Consider the following 15,871-nt stretch of genomic DNA (forward strand, 5'->3'; position numbering starts at 1 on the left):
TTCACGTCGGAGGTGGGATGTCCGCGGAGTTCGACGTCGTCGTGGTCGGTAGCGGCGCCGCGGGAATGGCCGCCGCCCTGACCGCCGCGCGTAAGGGTCTGTCCGCCGTCGTCGTGGAGAAGGCAGCCCGCTTCGGTGGATCCACCGCCCGGTCGGGGGGCGGGGTGTGGATCCCGAACAACCACGCGCTACGGGCGGCGGGCGTTGCCGACACCACCGAGGACGCCGAGCGCTACCTCGCCTCGATCGTCGGCGACGTCGTACCCGAGGTACTCCGGTCGACGTTCGTCCGGCGCGGCCCGGAGGCCTTCGCGTTCGTCTGCGCGCACGCACCGCTGAAGTTCATGTGGGTGCCGGGCTACCCCGACTACCACCCCGAGGCACCGGGCGGCAGACCCAAGGGCCGCTCGGTCGAGCCGCGCCCGATGGACGGGCGGATACTCGGCGAGCACCTGGCCGAGCTGGAACCGCCGTACAGCGCGGCGCCGATGGGCGTCGCCATCACCCAGGCCGACTACCGCTGGCTCAGCCTGCTCGCCCGGCATCCCCGCGGTGCCGCGCGACTGCTGCGGGTGGGCGGCCGCTGGCTGCGGGCACGGCTGACCGGCGGGCGGCCGCTGTCGATGGGCCAGGCACTGGCGGCCGGTCTGCGAGCGGGACTGTCGCAGGCAGGCGTGCCGGTCTGGCTGAACACGCCGATGCGTGAGCTGACCACCGCCGACGGCAGAATCACCGGCGTCGTCGTCGAGCGGGATGGCCGCACCGAGACGGTCACCGCCCGGCGGGGCGTCGTGCTGGCCAGCGGCGGATTCGAACGCAACGCCGAGATGCGCGAGCGGTACCAGCGCCAGCCCATCGGCACCGAATGGACCGTCGGCGCTGCCGCCAACACCGGTGACGGCATCCAGGCGGGCCTCGCGCTCGGCGCCGCCGTCGACCTGATGGACGACGCCTGGTGGGGACCGTCGTTCCCGCTCACCGGCGGGCCGTGGTTCGCGCTCGCCGAACGGTCCCGGCCCGGTTCGCTGCTGGTCAACGGCGAGGGCAGGCGGTTCGTCAACGAGTCGGCGCCCTACGTCGAGGCGGTGCACGCCATGTACGGCCCCGGCGACGGGCCGGGCGTGAACATCCCGACCTGGCTGGTGTTCGACCAGCGTTACCGCAACCGGTACATGTTCACCGGCATCGGACCGCGGCAGCCGCTGCCCCGGCGGTGGTTCGACGCCGGGATCGCGGCGAAGTCGGGCACTCTGGCCGGCCTGGCCGCGAAGACCGGGCTGCCCGCCGAGGCCCTGGAGGCGACCGTCGCCCGGTTCAACGGCTTCGCCAAGGCGGGCGAGGACACCGACTTCGGCCGCGGCCGCAGCGCCTACGACCACTACTACGGCGACCCGCGCAGCAAACCCAACCCCAGCCTCGGCCCGCTGGAGGTGCCGCCGTTCTACGCCGTCCGGGTGGTTCCGGGCGACCTCGGCACCAAGGGCGGTCTGCGCACCGACGAGCACGCCAGGGTGCTGCGCCCCGACGGAACGGTGCTGGACGGCCTGTACGCGGCCGGCAACGCCGGCGCCGCCGTGATGGGCCACACCTACGCCGGGCCCGGCGCGACCATCGGGCCCGCGATGGTCTTCGGCTACCTTGCGGCGCTGCACCTTGCCACCAACAATCGATCAAGCGTCGCCGAGCAGCGCACAACGGGAGGTACGCGATGAGCGAGTCCACCCCGGCCGTCCGCACCATCGACGTGGGCGCGCCGCCGAGCCGGTACGCCCGCGGCTGGCACTGCCTGGGACTGGCCGACAGCTTCAAGGACGGCAAACCCCACGCTGTCAACGCGTTCGGCACGAAGCTGGTGGTGTTCCACACCGAGTCCGACGACAAGCTCAACGTGCTGGACGGATACTGCAGGCACATGGGCGGCGACCTCACCCAGGGCAGCATCAAGGGCGACGAGGTGGCCTGCCCGTTCCACGACTGGCGGTGGGGCGGCAACGGCCGTTGCAAGTCGATCCCGTACGCCAAGCGGGTTCCGCTGCGGGCGCGCACCCGGGCGTGGACGACGCTGGAGGAGAACAAGCAACTGTTCGTCTGGAACGACCCGGAGGGCAACCCGCCGCCGGAGGACGTCCGCATCCCGCGCATCGAGGGCATCTTCACCGGCGAGTGGAGCAACTGGACGTGGGACTCGGTGCTGATCGAAGGGTCCAACTGCCGCGAGATCGTCGACAACATGGTCGACATGGCCCACTTCTTCTACATCCACTACGCGTTTCCGACCTACTTCAAGAACGTGTTCGAGGGCCACATCGCCACCCAGTACCTCAACACCAAGGGCCGCCCCGACGTCGGCATGGCGTCCAACTACGGCGGCGAGGAGAACCTGCTGCGCTCGGAGGCGTCCTACTTCGGGCCGTCCTACATGATCAACAAGCTGCTCAACACCTACAAGGGTTTCGAGATCGAGAACGTGCTGATCAACTGTCACTACCCGGTGACGCCGACGTCGTTCGTGCTGCAGTGGGGCGTGAGCGTCAAGAAGCTGCCCGGGGTGAACGACGAGCAGGCGGACAAGATCGCGGGCAAGTTCGCCAAGAGCATCGGTGTCGGGTTCCTGCAGGACGTGGAGATCTGGCGGAACAAGACCCGCATCGACAACCCGCTGCTGTGCGAGGAGGACGGCCCGGTCTACCAGCTGCGGCGCTGGTACGAGCAGTTCTACGTCGACGTCGCCGACGTCGAGCCGGACATGACGCGGCGGTTCGAGTTCGAAGTGGACACCACGCGGGCCAACGAGGTGTGGGCGGCGGAGGTGGCCGAGAACCTGGAACGCCAGAAGGCAGCCGGGGTATGACCACCGACGAGCGCACCGAGTTCCTCTCCGGCGGGCTGCGCCCGCTGGCCTGCGACGCGTGCGGCACGAAGGTGCTGGTGAAGAAGAACAGCCCGCAGCACACCAGCATCCAGTGGACCACCACCAGCGCGAGCTGCCCGGTGCTGGCTGGGTCCGACTCCCCCGCGCTGCTGGACACCTGCGAGCGGCTGTCCGCCACGATCGCGCGGGCCGCGCTGGCCGGTGAGCTGGGTGGTTGAGTCCTACCGGCTGCGGGTGGCCGACGTCGTGGCGGAGACCGCCGACGCGCGGTCGATCGTGTTCGAGTCGGCCCCCGAGCGGTTCGACTACCGGCCGGGCCAGTTCCTCACCCTGCGCATTCCCAGTGACCGGTGTGGGTCGGTGGCGCGCTGCTACTCGCTGTCCAGCTCGCCGCACACCGGCGACCGGCTGCAGGTGACGGTCAAGCGCACCGACGGCGGTTACGCCTCGCACTGGATCTGCGACAACGTCCGCCCCGGCGACGAGATCGAGGTGCTGCCGCCGTCGGGCGTGTTCACCCCGGCCTCGCTGGACGGCGACCTGCTGCTGTTCGCCGCCGGCAGCGGGATCACGCCGGTGCTGTCGATCGTGAAGTCGGTACTGGCCAAGGGCGAGGGCAAACTGGCGCTGGTGTACGCCAACCGTGACGAGCGGTCGGTGATCTTCGCTGGCGAGCTGCGGGAACTGGCGTCGGCCCATCCGGAACGGCTGGTCGTCACGCACTGGCTGGAGAGCGTGCAGGGACTGCCGTCGACGGAGACGCTGCGTGCGCTGGCGGCGCCCTACCCCGGGCGGGAGGCGTTCGTCTGCGGGCCGCGGCCGTTCATGACGGCGGCGACGGCGGCGCTGCGCGACCTCGGCGTGCCCCGCGTGCACCGGGAGAAGTTCGTGTCGCTGGGCGGTAATCCGTTCACCGAGACGGCCGCCGTCGTGGAGTCCGGTGAGGCGCCGGCGAGCGTCCGGGTGTCGCTGGACGGGCAGGAGCGGACGCTGGCCTGGCCGCGGCAGCAGAAGCTGCTGGACCTGTTGCTGGAGCAGGGGCTGGACGCGCCGTCGTCGTGCCGGGCCGGGCAGTGCAGCGCGTGTGCCTGCCGGGTGACCTCCGGTGAGGTGCGGATGCTGAACAACGAGATACTGGAGCCGGAGGACCTCGAGGACGGCATCGTGCTGGCGTGTCAGTCGCTGCCGGTGTCGGACGAGGTCGAGGTGACCTACGAGTAGGAGGACGGCGTGCCCATCGACCCCGAGGTGGCCATCGGCGCCGACGCAGGCGAGGTGCGGTTCGCCTGGACGCCCGCCGACGTCCAGCTCTACCACCTGGCCGTGGGCGCCGGCGCGGACCCGGTCGACCCGAGGGAGCTGCGTTACACCTACGAGCGGGACCTGCAGGTGCTGCCCACGTTCGCCACGGTCGCCGCCAACCTGCGCACGTTCGAGCCGCCCGCGGTGTCGTACCCGGGAATCGAGATCGACCTGGCGAAGGTCGTGCACGGCACCCAGGCGGTGACGGTGCACCGGCCGATCCCGACGTCGGGCGAGGCGGTCGCGCGGACCCGGGTGGTGGACGTGCTGGACAAGGGCAAGGCCGCGGTGGTGATCAGCGAGACGGTGGCCACCGGCGCTGATGGTCCACTGTGGACGCTGACGTCGAGCATCTTCGCCCGCGGCGAGGGCGGGTTCGGTGGCCGTCGTGGCGAGTCCGAGCGGGTACCACCGCCGGACCGTGAGCCGGACCTGGTGCTGGACACGCCGACGCTGCCGCAGCAGGCGCTGCTGTACCGGCTGTGCGGCGACCGCAACCCGCTGCACGTCGACCCGGACTTCGCCCGGACGGCCGGGTTCGAGACGCCGATCCTGCACGGGCTGTGCACCTACGGGATGGTGGCCAAGGCCGTCACCGACGCCGTCCTCGACGGCGACACGGCCAAGGTGGGCTCATGGTCGGCCCGCTTCGCGGGCATCGTCCTGCCCGGCGAACCGCTGCGCACCCACGTCTGGCACGAGGACGGCCGCTACGTCGTGCACACCACCGCCCCCGCCCGCGAGGACGCCCTCGTCCTCTCCGACGCCGTCCTCACCCCCGCCTGACCCGCGAGTCGTAGCTTCTCGCACGCGAGTCGTACGTTCTCGCGCGCGAGTCGTAACTTCTGACGCGCGAGTTGTACGTTCCGCGCGGGCCACAAAGCTCGTGAAGGCCACCTTCATCACATGAGACGACAGGGCCTCGGCCAAGTCGGGTCGCGGTGGCTGGTCTCGAGCGTGGAACTCGTGTACCGGAACGTAGAACTCGCGTGCCGGAATGCAGAACTCGCGTGCGTGAGCGCAGAACTCACGATGTGGACCGGGTTCTCACGTGGTGCCGGTCGCTCACGCGACCGGGCCGTCGCGCGAGTCCTCCTTTCCCGACCCGCGAGTCGACCGTTCCGGACCCGCGAGTTGCACGTTCCCGCCCTCCTGGTCCCACTGCCCGGCACGCCGGGTCCAGGTCGCGAGACCAGCCCTGTCCTCGCCCGGCCGAACGGACCCGCTCGCGCGGTCCTGCCGGGCCGGAACGCGAGTTTCGCGTTCCCGAACACGTCATTCGCGTTCCCGAACACGACACTCACCATCCGGACCCCGCGTCCCAGCCCGTGAACCCACCCGCGCCACCGGACCACACGCCGCGAGTCTCGTGCTCAGGAACGCGAGTCTCGCCTTCCGGAACGCGAATGACGCGCTCCGGACCACCCGACCTTGCCGGGGCCCTGACGTCTCACGTAATGAAGGTGGCCTTCACGAGCTTGGGACCCGCCGCGCGCCGTCGGGTGGTCAGGCGGGGGTCAGGACCAGGCCGCTGGTGGGGACGCCGGTGCCGGCGGTGACCAGGACCGCCGACGCGCCGGGCACCTGGTTCACCGCGGTGCCGCGGATCTGCCGCACACCCTCGGCGATGCCGTTCATGCCGTGGATGTACGCCTCGCCGAGCTGACCGCCGTGCGGGTTCAGCGGCAGCGTCCCGTCCAGCTCCAGCGCACCCGAGGCGACGAAGTCCTTCGCCTCCCCACGCCCGCAGAACCCCAGCTCCTCCAGCTGCATCAGCACGTACGGCGTGAAGTGGTCGTAGAGCACCGCGACGTCCACATCGGACGGACCGAGACCCGCCTGCGCCCACAGCTGCGTCGCCACCACGCCCATCTCCGGCAGCGCCGCGAGGTCGTCGCGGTAGTAGCTGGTCATGACGTACTGGTCGCTCCCGCTGCCCTGCGCCGCGGCCGCTACCACCGCGGGCGGATGCGCCAGGTCCCTCGCCCGCTCGGCGCTGGTGATCACCAGCGCCACCCCGCCATCGCTCTCCTGACAGCAGTCCAGCAGGTGCAACGGCTCGGCGACCCAGCGCGACGCCTGGTGATCGGCGAGCGTGATCGGCTTGCCGTGGAACCAGGCGTTCGGGTTCGTCGCCGCGTGCTTGCGGTCCAGCACCGCCACCCTGCCGAAGTCCTCGCTGGTCGCGCCGTAAGCGTGCAGGTACCGCCGCGCCACCATGGCCACCGTCGCCGCGGGGGTGGCGATCCCCATCGGGTAATGGAAGCTGTTGTCCACACCGGACGAGTTCACCTGCTGCGCCGCCGCGGCCTGCACCTGGCCGAACCGCTGCCCGGACCGCTCGTTGAACGCCCGGTACGCCACCACAATATCGGCCACACCGGTGGCGACGGCCATCGCCGCCTGCTGCACCGTCGCCGCCGCCGCGCCGCCGCCGTAGTGCACCCGGGAGAAGAAACTCAGCTCGCCGATCCCCAGCTCCCTGGCCACGGCGATCTCGCTGTTGCCGTCCATCGTGAACGACACCAGCCCGTCCACATCGGACAGTGAAAGCCCCGCGTCGAGCACGGCCGACCGCACCGCCTCGCAGGCCAGCCGCAGCTCGCTGCGCCCGGAGTCCTTGGAGAACTCCGTCGCCCCGATCCCGGCGATCGCCGCCGCGCCACCCAGCTTCACGGCACCTCCACGACGACGGTTCCGGTGATGTGCTCCCCCAGCGAACAGGTGCCGGTCACCGCCACCGTCGCCACCGCGCCGTCCCGCGCCGTGACGCGGCCGGTCAGCACGAGCGTGTCGTAGGCGTAACACGGCACCCCGAGGCGGATCTTGATCGACCGCACCAGCGCGTCCGGCCCAGCCCAGTCGGTGACGAACCGCTGCACCAGCCCGGTGTCGGTGAGGATGTTGAGGAAGATGTCCTTCGAACCCCGCTCCACGGCCGCGTCCCGGTCGTGATGGACGTCCTGGAAGTCCCTCGTGGCGACGGCCGTGCTGACGACCAGCGTCGGCGTCACCTCGATCCGCAGCGGCGGCAGCTCGGTCACGGCGCCACCGTCCAGGCCGGCAGGGTCAGCTCGTCGTCCACCCGCAGGAACACCGCCTCGACGGCGAGTCCGATGTGGACCTCGTCCGGCAGGACGTCCACCAGCTCGCCGAGCACCCGGACCCCCTCCTCCAGCTCGACCAGCGCCACCACGAACGGCAGCGTCTTGCCGGGCACCGCCGGGTGGTGGTGCACGACGTAGCTGTACACCGTGCCCTTCCCGCTGGCGACGATCCAGTCCGGCCGCGCCGAGAGGTCACCGTCCGGCGGCATCGGCCCGGGCGGGTGCCGCAGCACGTCACCCCATCGCTGGATCCGCAGCTCACCGAGCCGCGTACCCTCCCAGAAGAACGCCGTGTCCGCACTGATCACCGGCCGCAGCACACCCGCCGAACCCACGTCGCGGACCGGCCCGGCACCCGGCGGCCGGAACTTCAGCACCCGGAACAGCATGTCCGCCACCAGCTCGTCGCCGACGTACCAGTTGGTGCGGGTGGTGACGAACCAGCCCTCACCCAGCGCGGTCCGCTTCGGGCCGACAACGCTCTCCAGCCGCGTCGTCGCGCTGACGTGCTCGCCGTGCCGCAGGTAGCGGTGGTAGGTCTGCTCGGAGTTGGTCGCCACCACCGAGGTGAACCCGGCCTCGTCGAGGACCGACACCATCACCCCCAGCGGGTCCTCCGGGCCACGGCTGCCGTGCAGGCCGCGCATGGTCCACACCTGGACCATCGCCGGGGGCGCCACCGGTCCACCGTGGACGGACGCCGCCGCGGCGTCCGGGTCGGTGTAGACCGGGTTGGCGTCGCCGATGGCCTCGACCCAGTTGTTGATCATGGCCTGGTTGACCGGGTCCCGCGCGGGCTCCGCCGGCGACTCACCCTGCTCGACGAGCCGGGCCGCGGTCTCGGTGATGGCATTCATCGCGGCACCCTCGGCAGCCCCAGGCCCGCCGTCGCGATCAGCTCTCGCTGCACCTCGTTGACCCCTCCGCCGAACGTGAGCACCAGGTTGCGCTTGGCCAGGACGTCCAGCCACTCGGCCAGCACAGCCGTCTCCGGCTCCGCCGTGTCGCCGTGCCTGCCCACCAGCTCGGTCAGCTGCCGGGCGGCCCGCTGGATGCGCTCGGAGCCGAACACCTTGGTCGCCGACGCATCCGCGACCGCCACCCCACCGGACGCGGCGACCTGCCAGTTGAGCAGCTCGTTGATCCGCACGACGGCCCGCGTCTCGGCCAGCGCGGCCCGCACGTCCGGCAGGCCGAGCCGGTCGCGTGCCGCCGCCCAGTCCCTGACCCGGTCGTACAACGCGGCGATCCGGCCGGCCGGCCCGAGCATGACCCGCTCGTGGTTGAGCTGGGTGGTGATCAGCTTCCAGCCCTCGTTCTCCTTGCCCACCAGCCGGTTCACCGGCACCCGCACGCCGGAGTAGTAGGTGGCGTTGACGTGGTGCGCGCCGTCGCAGGTGATGATCGGCGTCCACGAGTAGCCCGGGTCGTCGGTGTCGACGATGAGGATCGAGATCCCGCGGTGCTTGGGCGCGTCCGGATCGGTGCGCACGGCCAGCCAGATGTGGTCCGCGTCGTGCCCGCCGGTGGTGAAGATCTTCTGCCCGTTGACGACGTAGTGGTCGCCGTCGCGGACGGCGCTGGTGCGCAGCGACGCCAGGTCGGTGCCGGCGTCCGGCTCGGTGTACCCGATGGCGAAGTGCACCTCACCGGCGAGGATCCGCGGCAGGAACTCCGCCTTCTGCTCCGGCGTTCCGTACGCCTGCAACGTCGGGCCGACGGTCTGCAGCGTCACCGCGGGCAGCGGAACGTCGGCACGCGCCGCCTCGTCGACGAACAGGTGCTGCTCGACGTCGCCGAACCCGCGCCCGCCGTACTCGACCGGCCAGCCGACACCCAGCCAGCCGTCGCGGCCGAGCCTGCGCACGACGTCGCGGTACACCGTCCCGTGCCGCTCACGCAGCAGCAGGTGCCGTTCCTCCGCGGTCATCAGGCCGGCGAAGTACTCCCGCAGTTCGGCCCGCAGCCGCCGCTGGTCCGGGGTCAGCTCGATGTGCATCTCAGACCTCCACCCGGGCCAGCCGCTCGGTCTGGCCGCCGGTGAACCGGACGAGGTCGGCCACCAGCGAGGAGTACCGGTGCAGCGGGTAGTCCGCGTCGACGCCCAGTCCGCCGTGCAGGTGATGGCAGGTCGCCATGGCCAGTGGCGCCTGGTCGGCGAACCAGTACGCCGCTATGTCCACATCGGACTGATCACCGGTCCACCCGGCCGTCAGCGTGGCGAGGTGGACGGTGCGGGCGGCGATGTAGACGTCGGCGACCTGGCCCGCGACGGCCTGGAACGCCGCCAGCGGACGGCCGAACTGGTGCCGGGACGCCAGGTGTGCCGTGGTCAGGTCCAGCGCACCGGCCAGTGCGCCGTCGCCGACGGCCAGTGCGCCCAGCGTGGCGAACCGGTACACCGCGGCGACGTCCGGGCCGAGCCGCTGGGCCGGTGTGCCGTCGAAACGCACCGTGTACTCCGGCGTCGCCCCCGCGGCGTGGCTCGCCGCCGCGTCCACCGGGCCGTCGACGACGAACACCGCGGGCTCGCCGTCCTCGGCCGTCGCGGTCACCACGGTCCTCGCCGCCTCGGCGGCGTACGGGACGCCGGTCTTGGTGCCGCTCAGCGTCCAGCCGCGGTCGGACCTGGCGGACACGGCAGGCCGCGCGGGGAACGGGCGCGACGGCTCGTGCAGTGCCGCGGTCAGCAGTTCGTCACCGGTGGCGGCACCGGGCAGCCACGCCGCCCGCTGCTCGGCCGTCGCCAGCTCGGCCAGCGGCAGCACTCCCAGCGCCAGCGTGGCCAGCGCCGGAACCGGTGCGGCGGCCCGCCCCACCTCGGTGAGCAGCGCGCACACCCCGCCGGTGCCGAGTCCGTCGCCGTCCAGGTCCTCGGGCAGGGCGACGGCCAGCAGCCCGGCCTTCGCCAGCGCCGGCCAGGCCTGCCCGGTGCCGGCCTCGCCGCGCAGCACCTCAGCGGCGAGGCCGGCCACCGCCTGCACGCTGTCGTCGGGCCTGAAGTCCACGCTCACTCCCACAGGTATTGAAACCTGTTCTAGTTTTAGCGGATTCAGCGAGCGTCGGCAAGTTCCCTCAAGGCACGGGGAATTCCGTCCGCGAGCGACCACAGGTCAGGAACGAGTTCTCGTGCGGCGATGAGACCGACGTGGACGCGGCCGTCGTAGGACAGCACGGTCAGGTTCAGCGCCGCGCCGTGGAACACCGGGCCGAACGGGTACAGCCCGGTGATCCGGGACCCGAGCAGGTACAGCGGCATCGGCGGGCCGGCCACGTTGGACACCACGAGGTTGTGCACCACCGGGTGCCGGTCGGCCAGCCGCAGTGCCGAGTAGGCACGCACGGCCAGCCCGAACACGATCGGCCCGGAGAACTGCGCCCAGTCGGCGAGCATGTCGGCGTGGATGCTGTGGTGGTGCTCCTTGGCCAGCCGGGTGCCCTCGGCCAGCGCGAACACGCGTGCGGCCGGGTCGGGCAGGTGGGTGGGCAGCGCGGCGAAGAACGCCGACACCTTGTTGGAACCGTCGGCGCGCTCGGTGCGGCCGTGCACCGACACCGGCACGGTCGCCACCAGCGGCTCGTCCGGCAGCTCGGCCCGCGCCAGCAGGAACTCCCGCAGCGCACCGGCGCAGACGGCCAGCACGACGTCGTTCACCGTGACGTCGAACGCGTTCTTGACGGCCTTGATCTCGTCCAGCCCGACACTGGCCCAGGCGACGCTGCGGTGGCCGGTGATCGTGCCGTTGAGCGAGGTCCTCGGCGCCGTGAACGGCACCGGCATCCCCTGCCCGCGCAGTGCCCTGCCGACCCAGCGCGGCGCCATGGCCACCAGCTCCGGCAGCAGCCTGGCGACGTCGAGCGGCTGCCGGACCAGCGCCACCGCGCTCCCGGCCAGCAGGCGCAACGGGTTCGGCGGTGGTGGCAGCGCGCCGGGTGGCTCGGGCGGCTGCGCGTCCGGCTCGGTGGACGCCAGCGCGGCGACCAGGTTCGCCCCGCCGACCCCGTCCGCGTTGGCGTGGTGGGTCTTGACCAGCACCGCGACGGTGCCGCCGGTCTCCGGGTCCAGTCCGGAGATGACGTACATCTCCCACAGCGGCTTACGCCGGTCCAGTGGCTGCGCGGCCAGGTGGGCACACAGCTCGGCCAGCTCCCGCCGTCCGCCCGGCGCCGGTACGGCGATGTGGTGCAGGTGGTGGTCGAGGTCGAAGTCCTCGTCGTCCACCCAGAGCGGGTGGGTGAAGTTGAGCGGCGGGTTGTACAGCCTGCGGCGGAACGCCGGGGTCACCGTCACCCGGCCGGCCAGCCGCCGCGCGAACCGGGCGAAGGAGAAGCCGGTGCCGTCCAGCATGGCCACACCGCAGATGTTCAGCGGCTGCGCCGAGGTCTCCAGGTACAAAAAACTCGCGTCGAGTCCACTCAGCCGCTGCATGAACAGCAGCGTAAGCGCCCGGACGGTGCCTGTCCCGTGCCCGGCGGCCGGGCGCGACCTATCCTCGGCTCATGCGGCCAGGCTTCCCCGTGCGGCGTGCGCTGACGCTCGCGCTCGCCGCCAACGCGTTGCGCCCGATGCGGGCGAGGTCCACCGCGATCCCCGCGTTCTTCGCGGGCTGGCTCACCGCCGAGCTGGCACCCCAGCTGCTGGCGGTGACCGCGGCCGACGTCGCCGCCCACACCGCCCGCCACGGCCTGCGCAGGCCCTCCGACCGGGTGGGACTGGCGCTGGCCGGGCTGTCCGCGGCCGGGCTGGGGGCGTTGATCACCGGCGCCCGGCGGGCCGACCGGGAGATGACCGACGCGCTGACCGAGGCACTCGGGCAGGACTACGCCGACCGGCTGGAACCCGCCGAGCCCTCGGCCTTCCTGCGGCAGCTGGCGTGGCCGTTCCGGATGAGCGACCCGCGGGTCAGGCGGGACCGCGACATCGCCTACGCACCCGGCGGGCGGCGGTTCCTGCTCGACGTCTACCGGCCGGTCGAGCCGGTGTCCGGCGCGCCGGTGCTGCTGCAGATCCACGGCGGCGCGTGGGTGATCGGCAACAAGGACCAGCAGGGCATCCCGCTGATGCTGCACATGGCCCGCCGGGGCTGGGTGTGCGTGGCCGTCAACTACCCGCTCTCCCCCGCGTCGGCCTGGCCGGAGCACGTCGTCGGCGTCAAGCGGGCGATGGCCTGGGTCCGCGAGAACATCGCCGACTACGGCGGCGATCCGTCGTTCGTGGCCGCCACCGGCGGGTCCGCGGGCGGTCACCTCGCGGCGCTGCTCGCGCTGACCGCGGGCGACGACCGGTTCCAGCCGGGCTTCACCGGCGCCGACACCAGCGTCCAGGCCTGCGTCCCGCACTACGGCGTGTACGACTTCGCCGCCACCAGCGGCTCACGGGCCAGCGCGGCGCGGCTGCGGCTGCTGTCGCGGCGGGTCGTCGGCAAGGACCCGGTGCGGTTCCTCGACGACTACGTCGCCTCGTCGCCACTGGACCGGATCACCGACGCGGCGCCGCCGTTCCTGGTGATCCACGGCGCGCACGACACGATCGTGCCGGTGCGCGAGGCGCGGCTGTTCACCGAGCGGCTGCGCGAGGTCTCGGCCAACCCGGTGGCCTACGCGGAGATCTCCGGCGCGCAGCACGCCTTCGACGTGTTCCCGTCGATCCGCAGTGCCCACGTGGTGCGCGGGGTGCGGCAGTTCCTGGAGTGGACCTACCTCAACCGCGAGGTAACCCGAGAATCCGCTCCGCCGCGACGTTGAGCAGCACCTGCGTGGTGCCGCCCGCGATGCTCAGGCAGCGGGTGAGCAGCAGTTCGTGCTGCAGGTCCGCTGCCGACTCGCCGACACCGTCGGGGCCGCACAGCTCCAGCGCCGTCTCGGCGAGGTCCTGCCGGTGCCGTACGCCGACCAGCTTGCGCACGCTCGACTCGGCGCCGGGCTGCTGACCGGCCAGCCGCCGCAGGGCCGTCCGCAGGTCCAGCAGCGTGCCCGCGGCCCCCTCGGCGACCAGTGCGCCCACCCGGTCGAGCACCAGCGGATCGCCGTCGAGTCCGGCCGCCCGCACGGCGTCGAGCAGCGCCTGCACGCCCTCACCGACCGACGAGCCGCCGCCCATCGCCACGCGCTCGTTGGCCAGCGTCGTGCGGGCCAGCGCCCAGCCGCCGTTCACCTCGCCGACCACCAGGTCGTCGGGCACGAACACCCGGTCGAGGAAGACCTCGTTGAACCGCGCGACGCCGGTGATCTCCCGCAGCGGGCGGACGGTGATGCCCGGCGAGCCCATGTCGACGAGGAAGTAGGTGATGCCGCGGTGCTTGGGCGCGTCCGGATCGGTGCGGGCCAGGCAGATCGCCCAGTCGGCCTCGGTGGCCAGCGACGTCCACACCTTCTGCCCGGACAGCAGCCAGCCACCGTCGCCGCGGACCGCCTCGGTACGCAACGCGGCGAGGTCGGAACCGGCTTCCGGTTCGCTGAACAGCTGGCACCAGGTGATCTCGCCACGCAGCGTCGGGCCCACGAACCGGTCCCGCTGGGCCTCGGTGCCGTGCCCGAGGATGGTGGGCACCGCCCAGCCGCCGATCACCAGGTCGGGGCGGCTGATCCCGGCGCGGCCGAGTTCGGCGTCGATGGCCAGCTGCAGTTCCGGTGAGGCGTCCAGCCCGTGCGGGCTCGGCCAGTGCGGGGCGAGGTAGCCGGACTCGGCCAGCAGGGCGCGCCGCCGCTCCGGCGGCGCCTCGGCGATCCGGTCCACGGTCGCCCGCACGGCGGGGTCGGGCTCGACCCGCACACCCAGCTCCCTGCGCACCCCGGCAAGCGCCAGCTCGGCCGTCCGGCGCCGCCAGCGTGCACTACCGCCGGCCAGCTGCCGGACGGCCAGTGCCCGGCGCAGGTAGAGGTGGGCGTCGTGTTCCCAGGTGAACCCGATGCCGCCGAGCACCTGGACGCAGTCCTTGGCGTTGCCGACCGCGGCGTCCAGCGCGGTCGCGGCGGCGGTCGCTGCGGCCAGCTCGGCCGGCCCGGGATCGCCGTCGGCGGCCCTGGCGGCGTCCCAGGCCACCGCCGCGGCGACCTCGGCCCGGCAGAGCATCTCCGCGCACAGGTGCTTGACCGCCTGGAACGAGCCGATCGGCCTGCCGAACTGCTCGCGGACCCGCGCGTACTCGGTCGCCGTGCGCAGGCACCAGTCCGCGACGCCGGCCGCCTCGGCCGCGGCCAGCGCCGTGGCCGCCGTCCGGACGTGGCCTTCGCCGACGCCGGTCAGCCGGTGCACCGCCGTCACGCCGGTGAGCGTGACGTGGGCCAGCGCGCGGGAGAAGTCGAGCGAACGGACCGTTCGCACGTCCAGGCCGGCGGTTCCGGGCGGGACGACCCACCAGCCGTCGCCGACCGGGAGGATCAGGTGAGTGCGGTCGTCGACGTCGGCGACCGGCCCCAGGTCGGCGGTCAGCGGGTCGGCGGTCAGCGGACTTCGCGGCAGCACGACGGTGACCCGCGCCGTGCCGTCGGCCAGGCCGGTGACCAGCTCCTTCACCGTGGAATTCTCCGCGCAGCCGCCCAGCAGCCAGCCCGCCAGCACGGCCGACGCGACCGGGCCGGGGGCCAGCTCGGCGGCCGCCCGCTCGACCCCGGCGGCGGCGTCGGCCAGCGACGCGCCCGCGCCGCCGAGCCGCTCCGGGACGGCGACGGTGAATAGGCCGATCGTGGCCAGGCCCGGCAGCAGCGCGGCGGCGTCCCCGCCGTCCTCCAGCGCGCGGACCAGCTCGACGGGATGCTCCCGCGCGGCCCACGCCCGGATCGAGTCGGCCAGTGCTCGCTGCTCGTCGGTGATCGCGATCGGCATGCGGCCGATTGTAGAACGTGTTTCAGTTTTGTGCGACGATCTACCCAGCAGGCGATATGCGCGAGAGGTTGGGTATTCTACGGACGAAACTGGAACAAGTTCCGGATCAGGGGGTTACACCATGCCGGGAAAGGCGAAGGTCGCCGGCGGCAACGGCCTCGGCCGTCTGGGGGGCGATGAGCTGGGCTCGGCCGCCCAGCGCGACCGCCGCAAGCGGATCATCGACGCCACGCTGGCGCTGGCGTCCAAGGGCGGCTACGACGCCGTGCAGATGCGAGCGGTCGCCGAGAAGGCCGACGTCGCGCTCGGCACGCTGTACCGGTACTTCCCCTCCAAGATCCACCTGCTGGTGTCCGGTCTGGCCAGGGAGTTCGAGCGGGCACAGGACAAGCTGGAACGCGGCACCATCCCCGGCGACACGGCGGCCGAGCGGCTGATGTTCGTGCTGGGCCGCAACACCCGGCTCATGCAGCGCGACCCGCACCTGACCGAGGCCATGGTGCGGGCGTTCATGTTCGCCGACACCACGGCCGCCGCCGAGGTGGAGCACGTCGGCAGGCTGATGGAGAACATGTTCGCCAAGGCCATGGGCATCGACGAGCCGTCCGAGTCCGACCGCGACGTCTTCCACGTGATCGCCGACGTGTGGATGGCCAACCTGGTCGCCTGGGTCACCCGCCGCGCCTCCGCCGCCGACGTGGCCAACCGCCTGGAGCTGTCCGTCCACCTGCTGCTGGACAAGTAACCAGGCGGCTGGCCCGGCGC

Annotated in this window: 14 protein-coding genes; 7 read left to right on the forward strand and 7 right to left on the reverse strand. The window is 72.3% G+C overall.

Annotated features, from left to right (window positions below; translation table 11 throughout):
* The first annotated feature begins 17 nt into the window (after positions 1-17).
* Genes kstD through EWH70_RS15825 form a run of 5 tightly spaced genes read left to right on the forward strand, consistent with a single transcriptional unit; the run spans position 18 to position 4,960 of the window.
* Positions 18-1,712 carry a 3-oxosteroid 1-dehydrogenase gene (gene kstD, locus EWH70_RS15805; protein ID WP_130476148.1) on the forward strand — a complete coding sequence of 565 codons (1,695 nt, stop codon included), beginning with the start codon at positions 18-20 and terminating at the stop codon, positions 1,710-1,712.
* Positions 1,709-2,851: a 3-ketosteroid-9-alpha-monooxygenase, oxygenase component gene (locus tag EWH70_RS15810; RefSeq protein WP_130476149.1), complete on the forward strand. Its 1,143-nt coding sequence runs from the start codon at positions 1,709-1,711 to the stop codon at positions 2,849-2,851. Before kstD ends, EWH70_RS15810 begins: the two co-directional genes overlap by 4 nt.
* Complete coding sequence (locus EWH70_RS15815; protein WP_130476150.1) at positions 2,848-3,090, forward strand: hypothetical protein; 243 nt, start codon at positions 2,848-2,850, stop codon at positions 3,088-3,090. Before EWH70_RS15810 ends, EWH70_RS15815 begins: the two co-directional genes overlap by 4 nt.
* Positions 3,083-4,093, forward strand: coding sequence for a ferredoxin--NADP reductase (locus EWH70_RS15820; protein WP_130476278.1), 1,011 nt, complete (start codon positions 3,083-3,085; stop codon positions 4,091-4,093). The genes EWH70_RS15815 and EWH70_RS15820 overlap by 8 nt, the downstream gene beginning before the upstream one ends.
* A 9-nt stretch (positions 4,094-4,102) precedes the next feature.
* The gene (locus tag EWH70_RS15825) at positions 4,103-4,960 is read left to right on the forward strand and encodes a MaoC/PaaZ C-terminal domain-containing protein (RefSeq protein ID WP_130476151.1); all 858 of its coding nucleotides are present in this window, start codon (positions 4,103-4,105) and stop codon (positions 4,958-4,960) included.
* 720 nt (positions 4,961-5,680) lie between these two features.
* Here the strand turns inward: EWH70_RS15825 and EWH70_RS15830 are convergent.
* From EWH70_RS15830 to EWH70_RS15855, 6 genes are read right to left on the reverse strand one after another with little or no spacing between them, the layout of a single operon-like run.
* The gene (locus tag EWH70_RS15830; protein WP_130476152.1) at positions 5,681-6,850 is read right to left on the reverse strand and encodes a lipid-transfer protein; all 1,170 of its coding nucleotides are present in this window, start codon (positions 6,848-6,850) and stop codon (positions 5,681-5,683) included.
* Positions 6,847-7,218: a MaoC family dehydratase gene (locus EWH70_RS15835; RefSeq protein WP_276320561.1), complete on the reverse strand. Its 372-nt coding sequence runs from the start codon at positions 7,216-7,218 to the stop codon at positions 6,847-6,849. The genes EWH70_RS15830 and EWH70_RS15835 overlap by 4 nt, the downstream gene beginning before the upstream one ends.
* The gene (locus EWH70_RS15840) at positions 7,215-8,138 is read right to left on the reverse strand and encodes a bifunctional MaoC family dehydratase N-terminal/OB-fold nucleic acid binding domain-containing protein (RefSeq protein WP_130476154.1); all 924 of its coding nucleotides are present in this window, start codon (positions 8,136-8,138) and stop codon (positions 7,215-7,217) included. The genes EWH70_RS15835 and EWH70_RS15840 overlap by 4 nt, the downstream gene beginning before the upstream one ends.
* Positions 8,135-9,280, reverse strand: a complete 1,146-nt coding sequence (locus EWH70_RS15845; RefSeq protein ID WP_130476155.1) for an acyl-CoA dehydrogenase family protein — start codon at positions 9,278-9,280, stop codon at positions 8,135-8,137. The genes EWH70_RS15840 and EWH70_RS15845 overlap by 4 nt, the downstream gene beginning before the upstream one ends.
* Before the next feature lies 1 nt (position 9,281).
* Positions 9,282-10,289 carry an acyl-CoA dehydrogenase family protein gene (locus EWH70_RS15850; RefSeq protein ID WP_130476156.1) on the reverse strand — a complete coding sequence of 336 codons (1,008 nt, stop codon included), beginning with the start codon at positions 10,287-10,289 and terminating at the stop codon, positions 9,282-9,284.
* 44 nt (positions 10,290-10,333) lie between these two features.
* Positions 10,334-11,710 carry a WS/DGAT/MGAT family O-acyltransferase gene (locus tag EWH70_RS15855; RefSeq protein WP_130476157.1) on the reverse strand — a complete coding sequence of 459 codons (1,377 nt, stop codon included), beginning with the start codon at positions 11,708-11,710 and terminating at the stop codon, positions 10,334-10,336.
* A gap of 71 nt (positions 11,711-11,781) precedes the next feature.
* On the opposite strand from EWH70_RS15855, the gene EWH70_RS15860 reads away from it, so the two are divergent.
* Complete coding sequence (locus tag EWH70_RS15860) at positions 11,782-13,026, forward strand: alpha/beta hydrolase (protein ID WP_130476158.1); 1,245 nt, start codon at positions 11,782-11,784, stop codon at positions 13,024-13,026.
* Here the strand turns inward: EWH70_RS15860 and EWH70_RS15865 are convergent.
* The gene (locus EWH70_RS15865; RefSeq protein WP_130476159.1) at positions 12,983-15,106 is read right to left on the reverse strand and encodes an acyl-CoA dehydrogenase family protein; all 2,124 of its coding nucleotides are present in this window, start codon (positions 15,104-15,106) and stop codon (positions 12,983-12,985) included. The two genes, EWH70_RS15860 and EWH70_RS15865, sit on opposite strands and share 44 nt — an antisense overlap.
* Positions 15,107-15,227: 121 nt before the next feature.
* On the opposite strand from EWH70_RS15865, the gene kstR reads away from it, so the two are divergent.
* Positions 15,228-15,851 (forward strand): cholesterol catabolism transcriptional regulator KstR, encoded by a 624-nt coding sequence (gene kstR / locus EWH70_RS15870; protein WP_130476160.1) that lies wholly within the window; start codon positions 15,228-15,230, stop codon positions 15,849-15,851.
* The last annotated feature ends 20 nt before the right edge of the window (positions 15,852-15,871 follow it).

This window comes from Amycolatopsis suaedae (assembly GCF_004214935.1).
GTDB lineage: Bacteria > Actinomycetota > Actinomycetes > Mycobacteriales > Pseudonocardiaceae > Amycolatopsis > Amycolatopsis suaedae.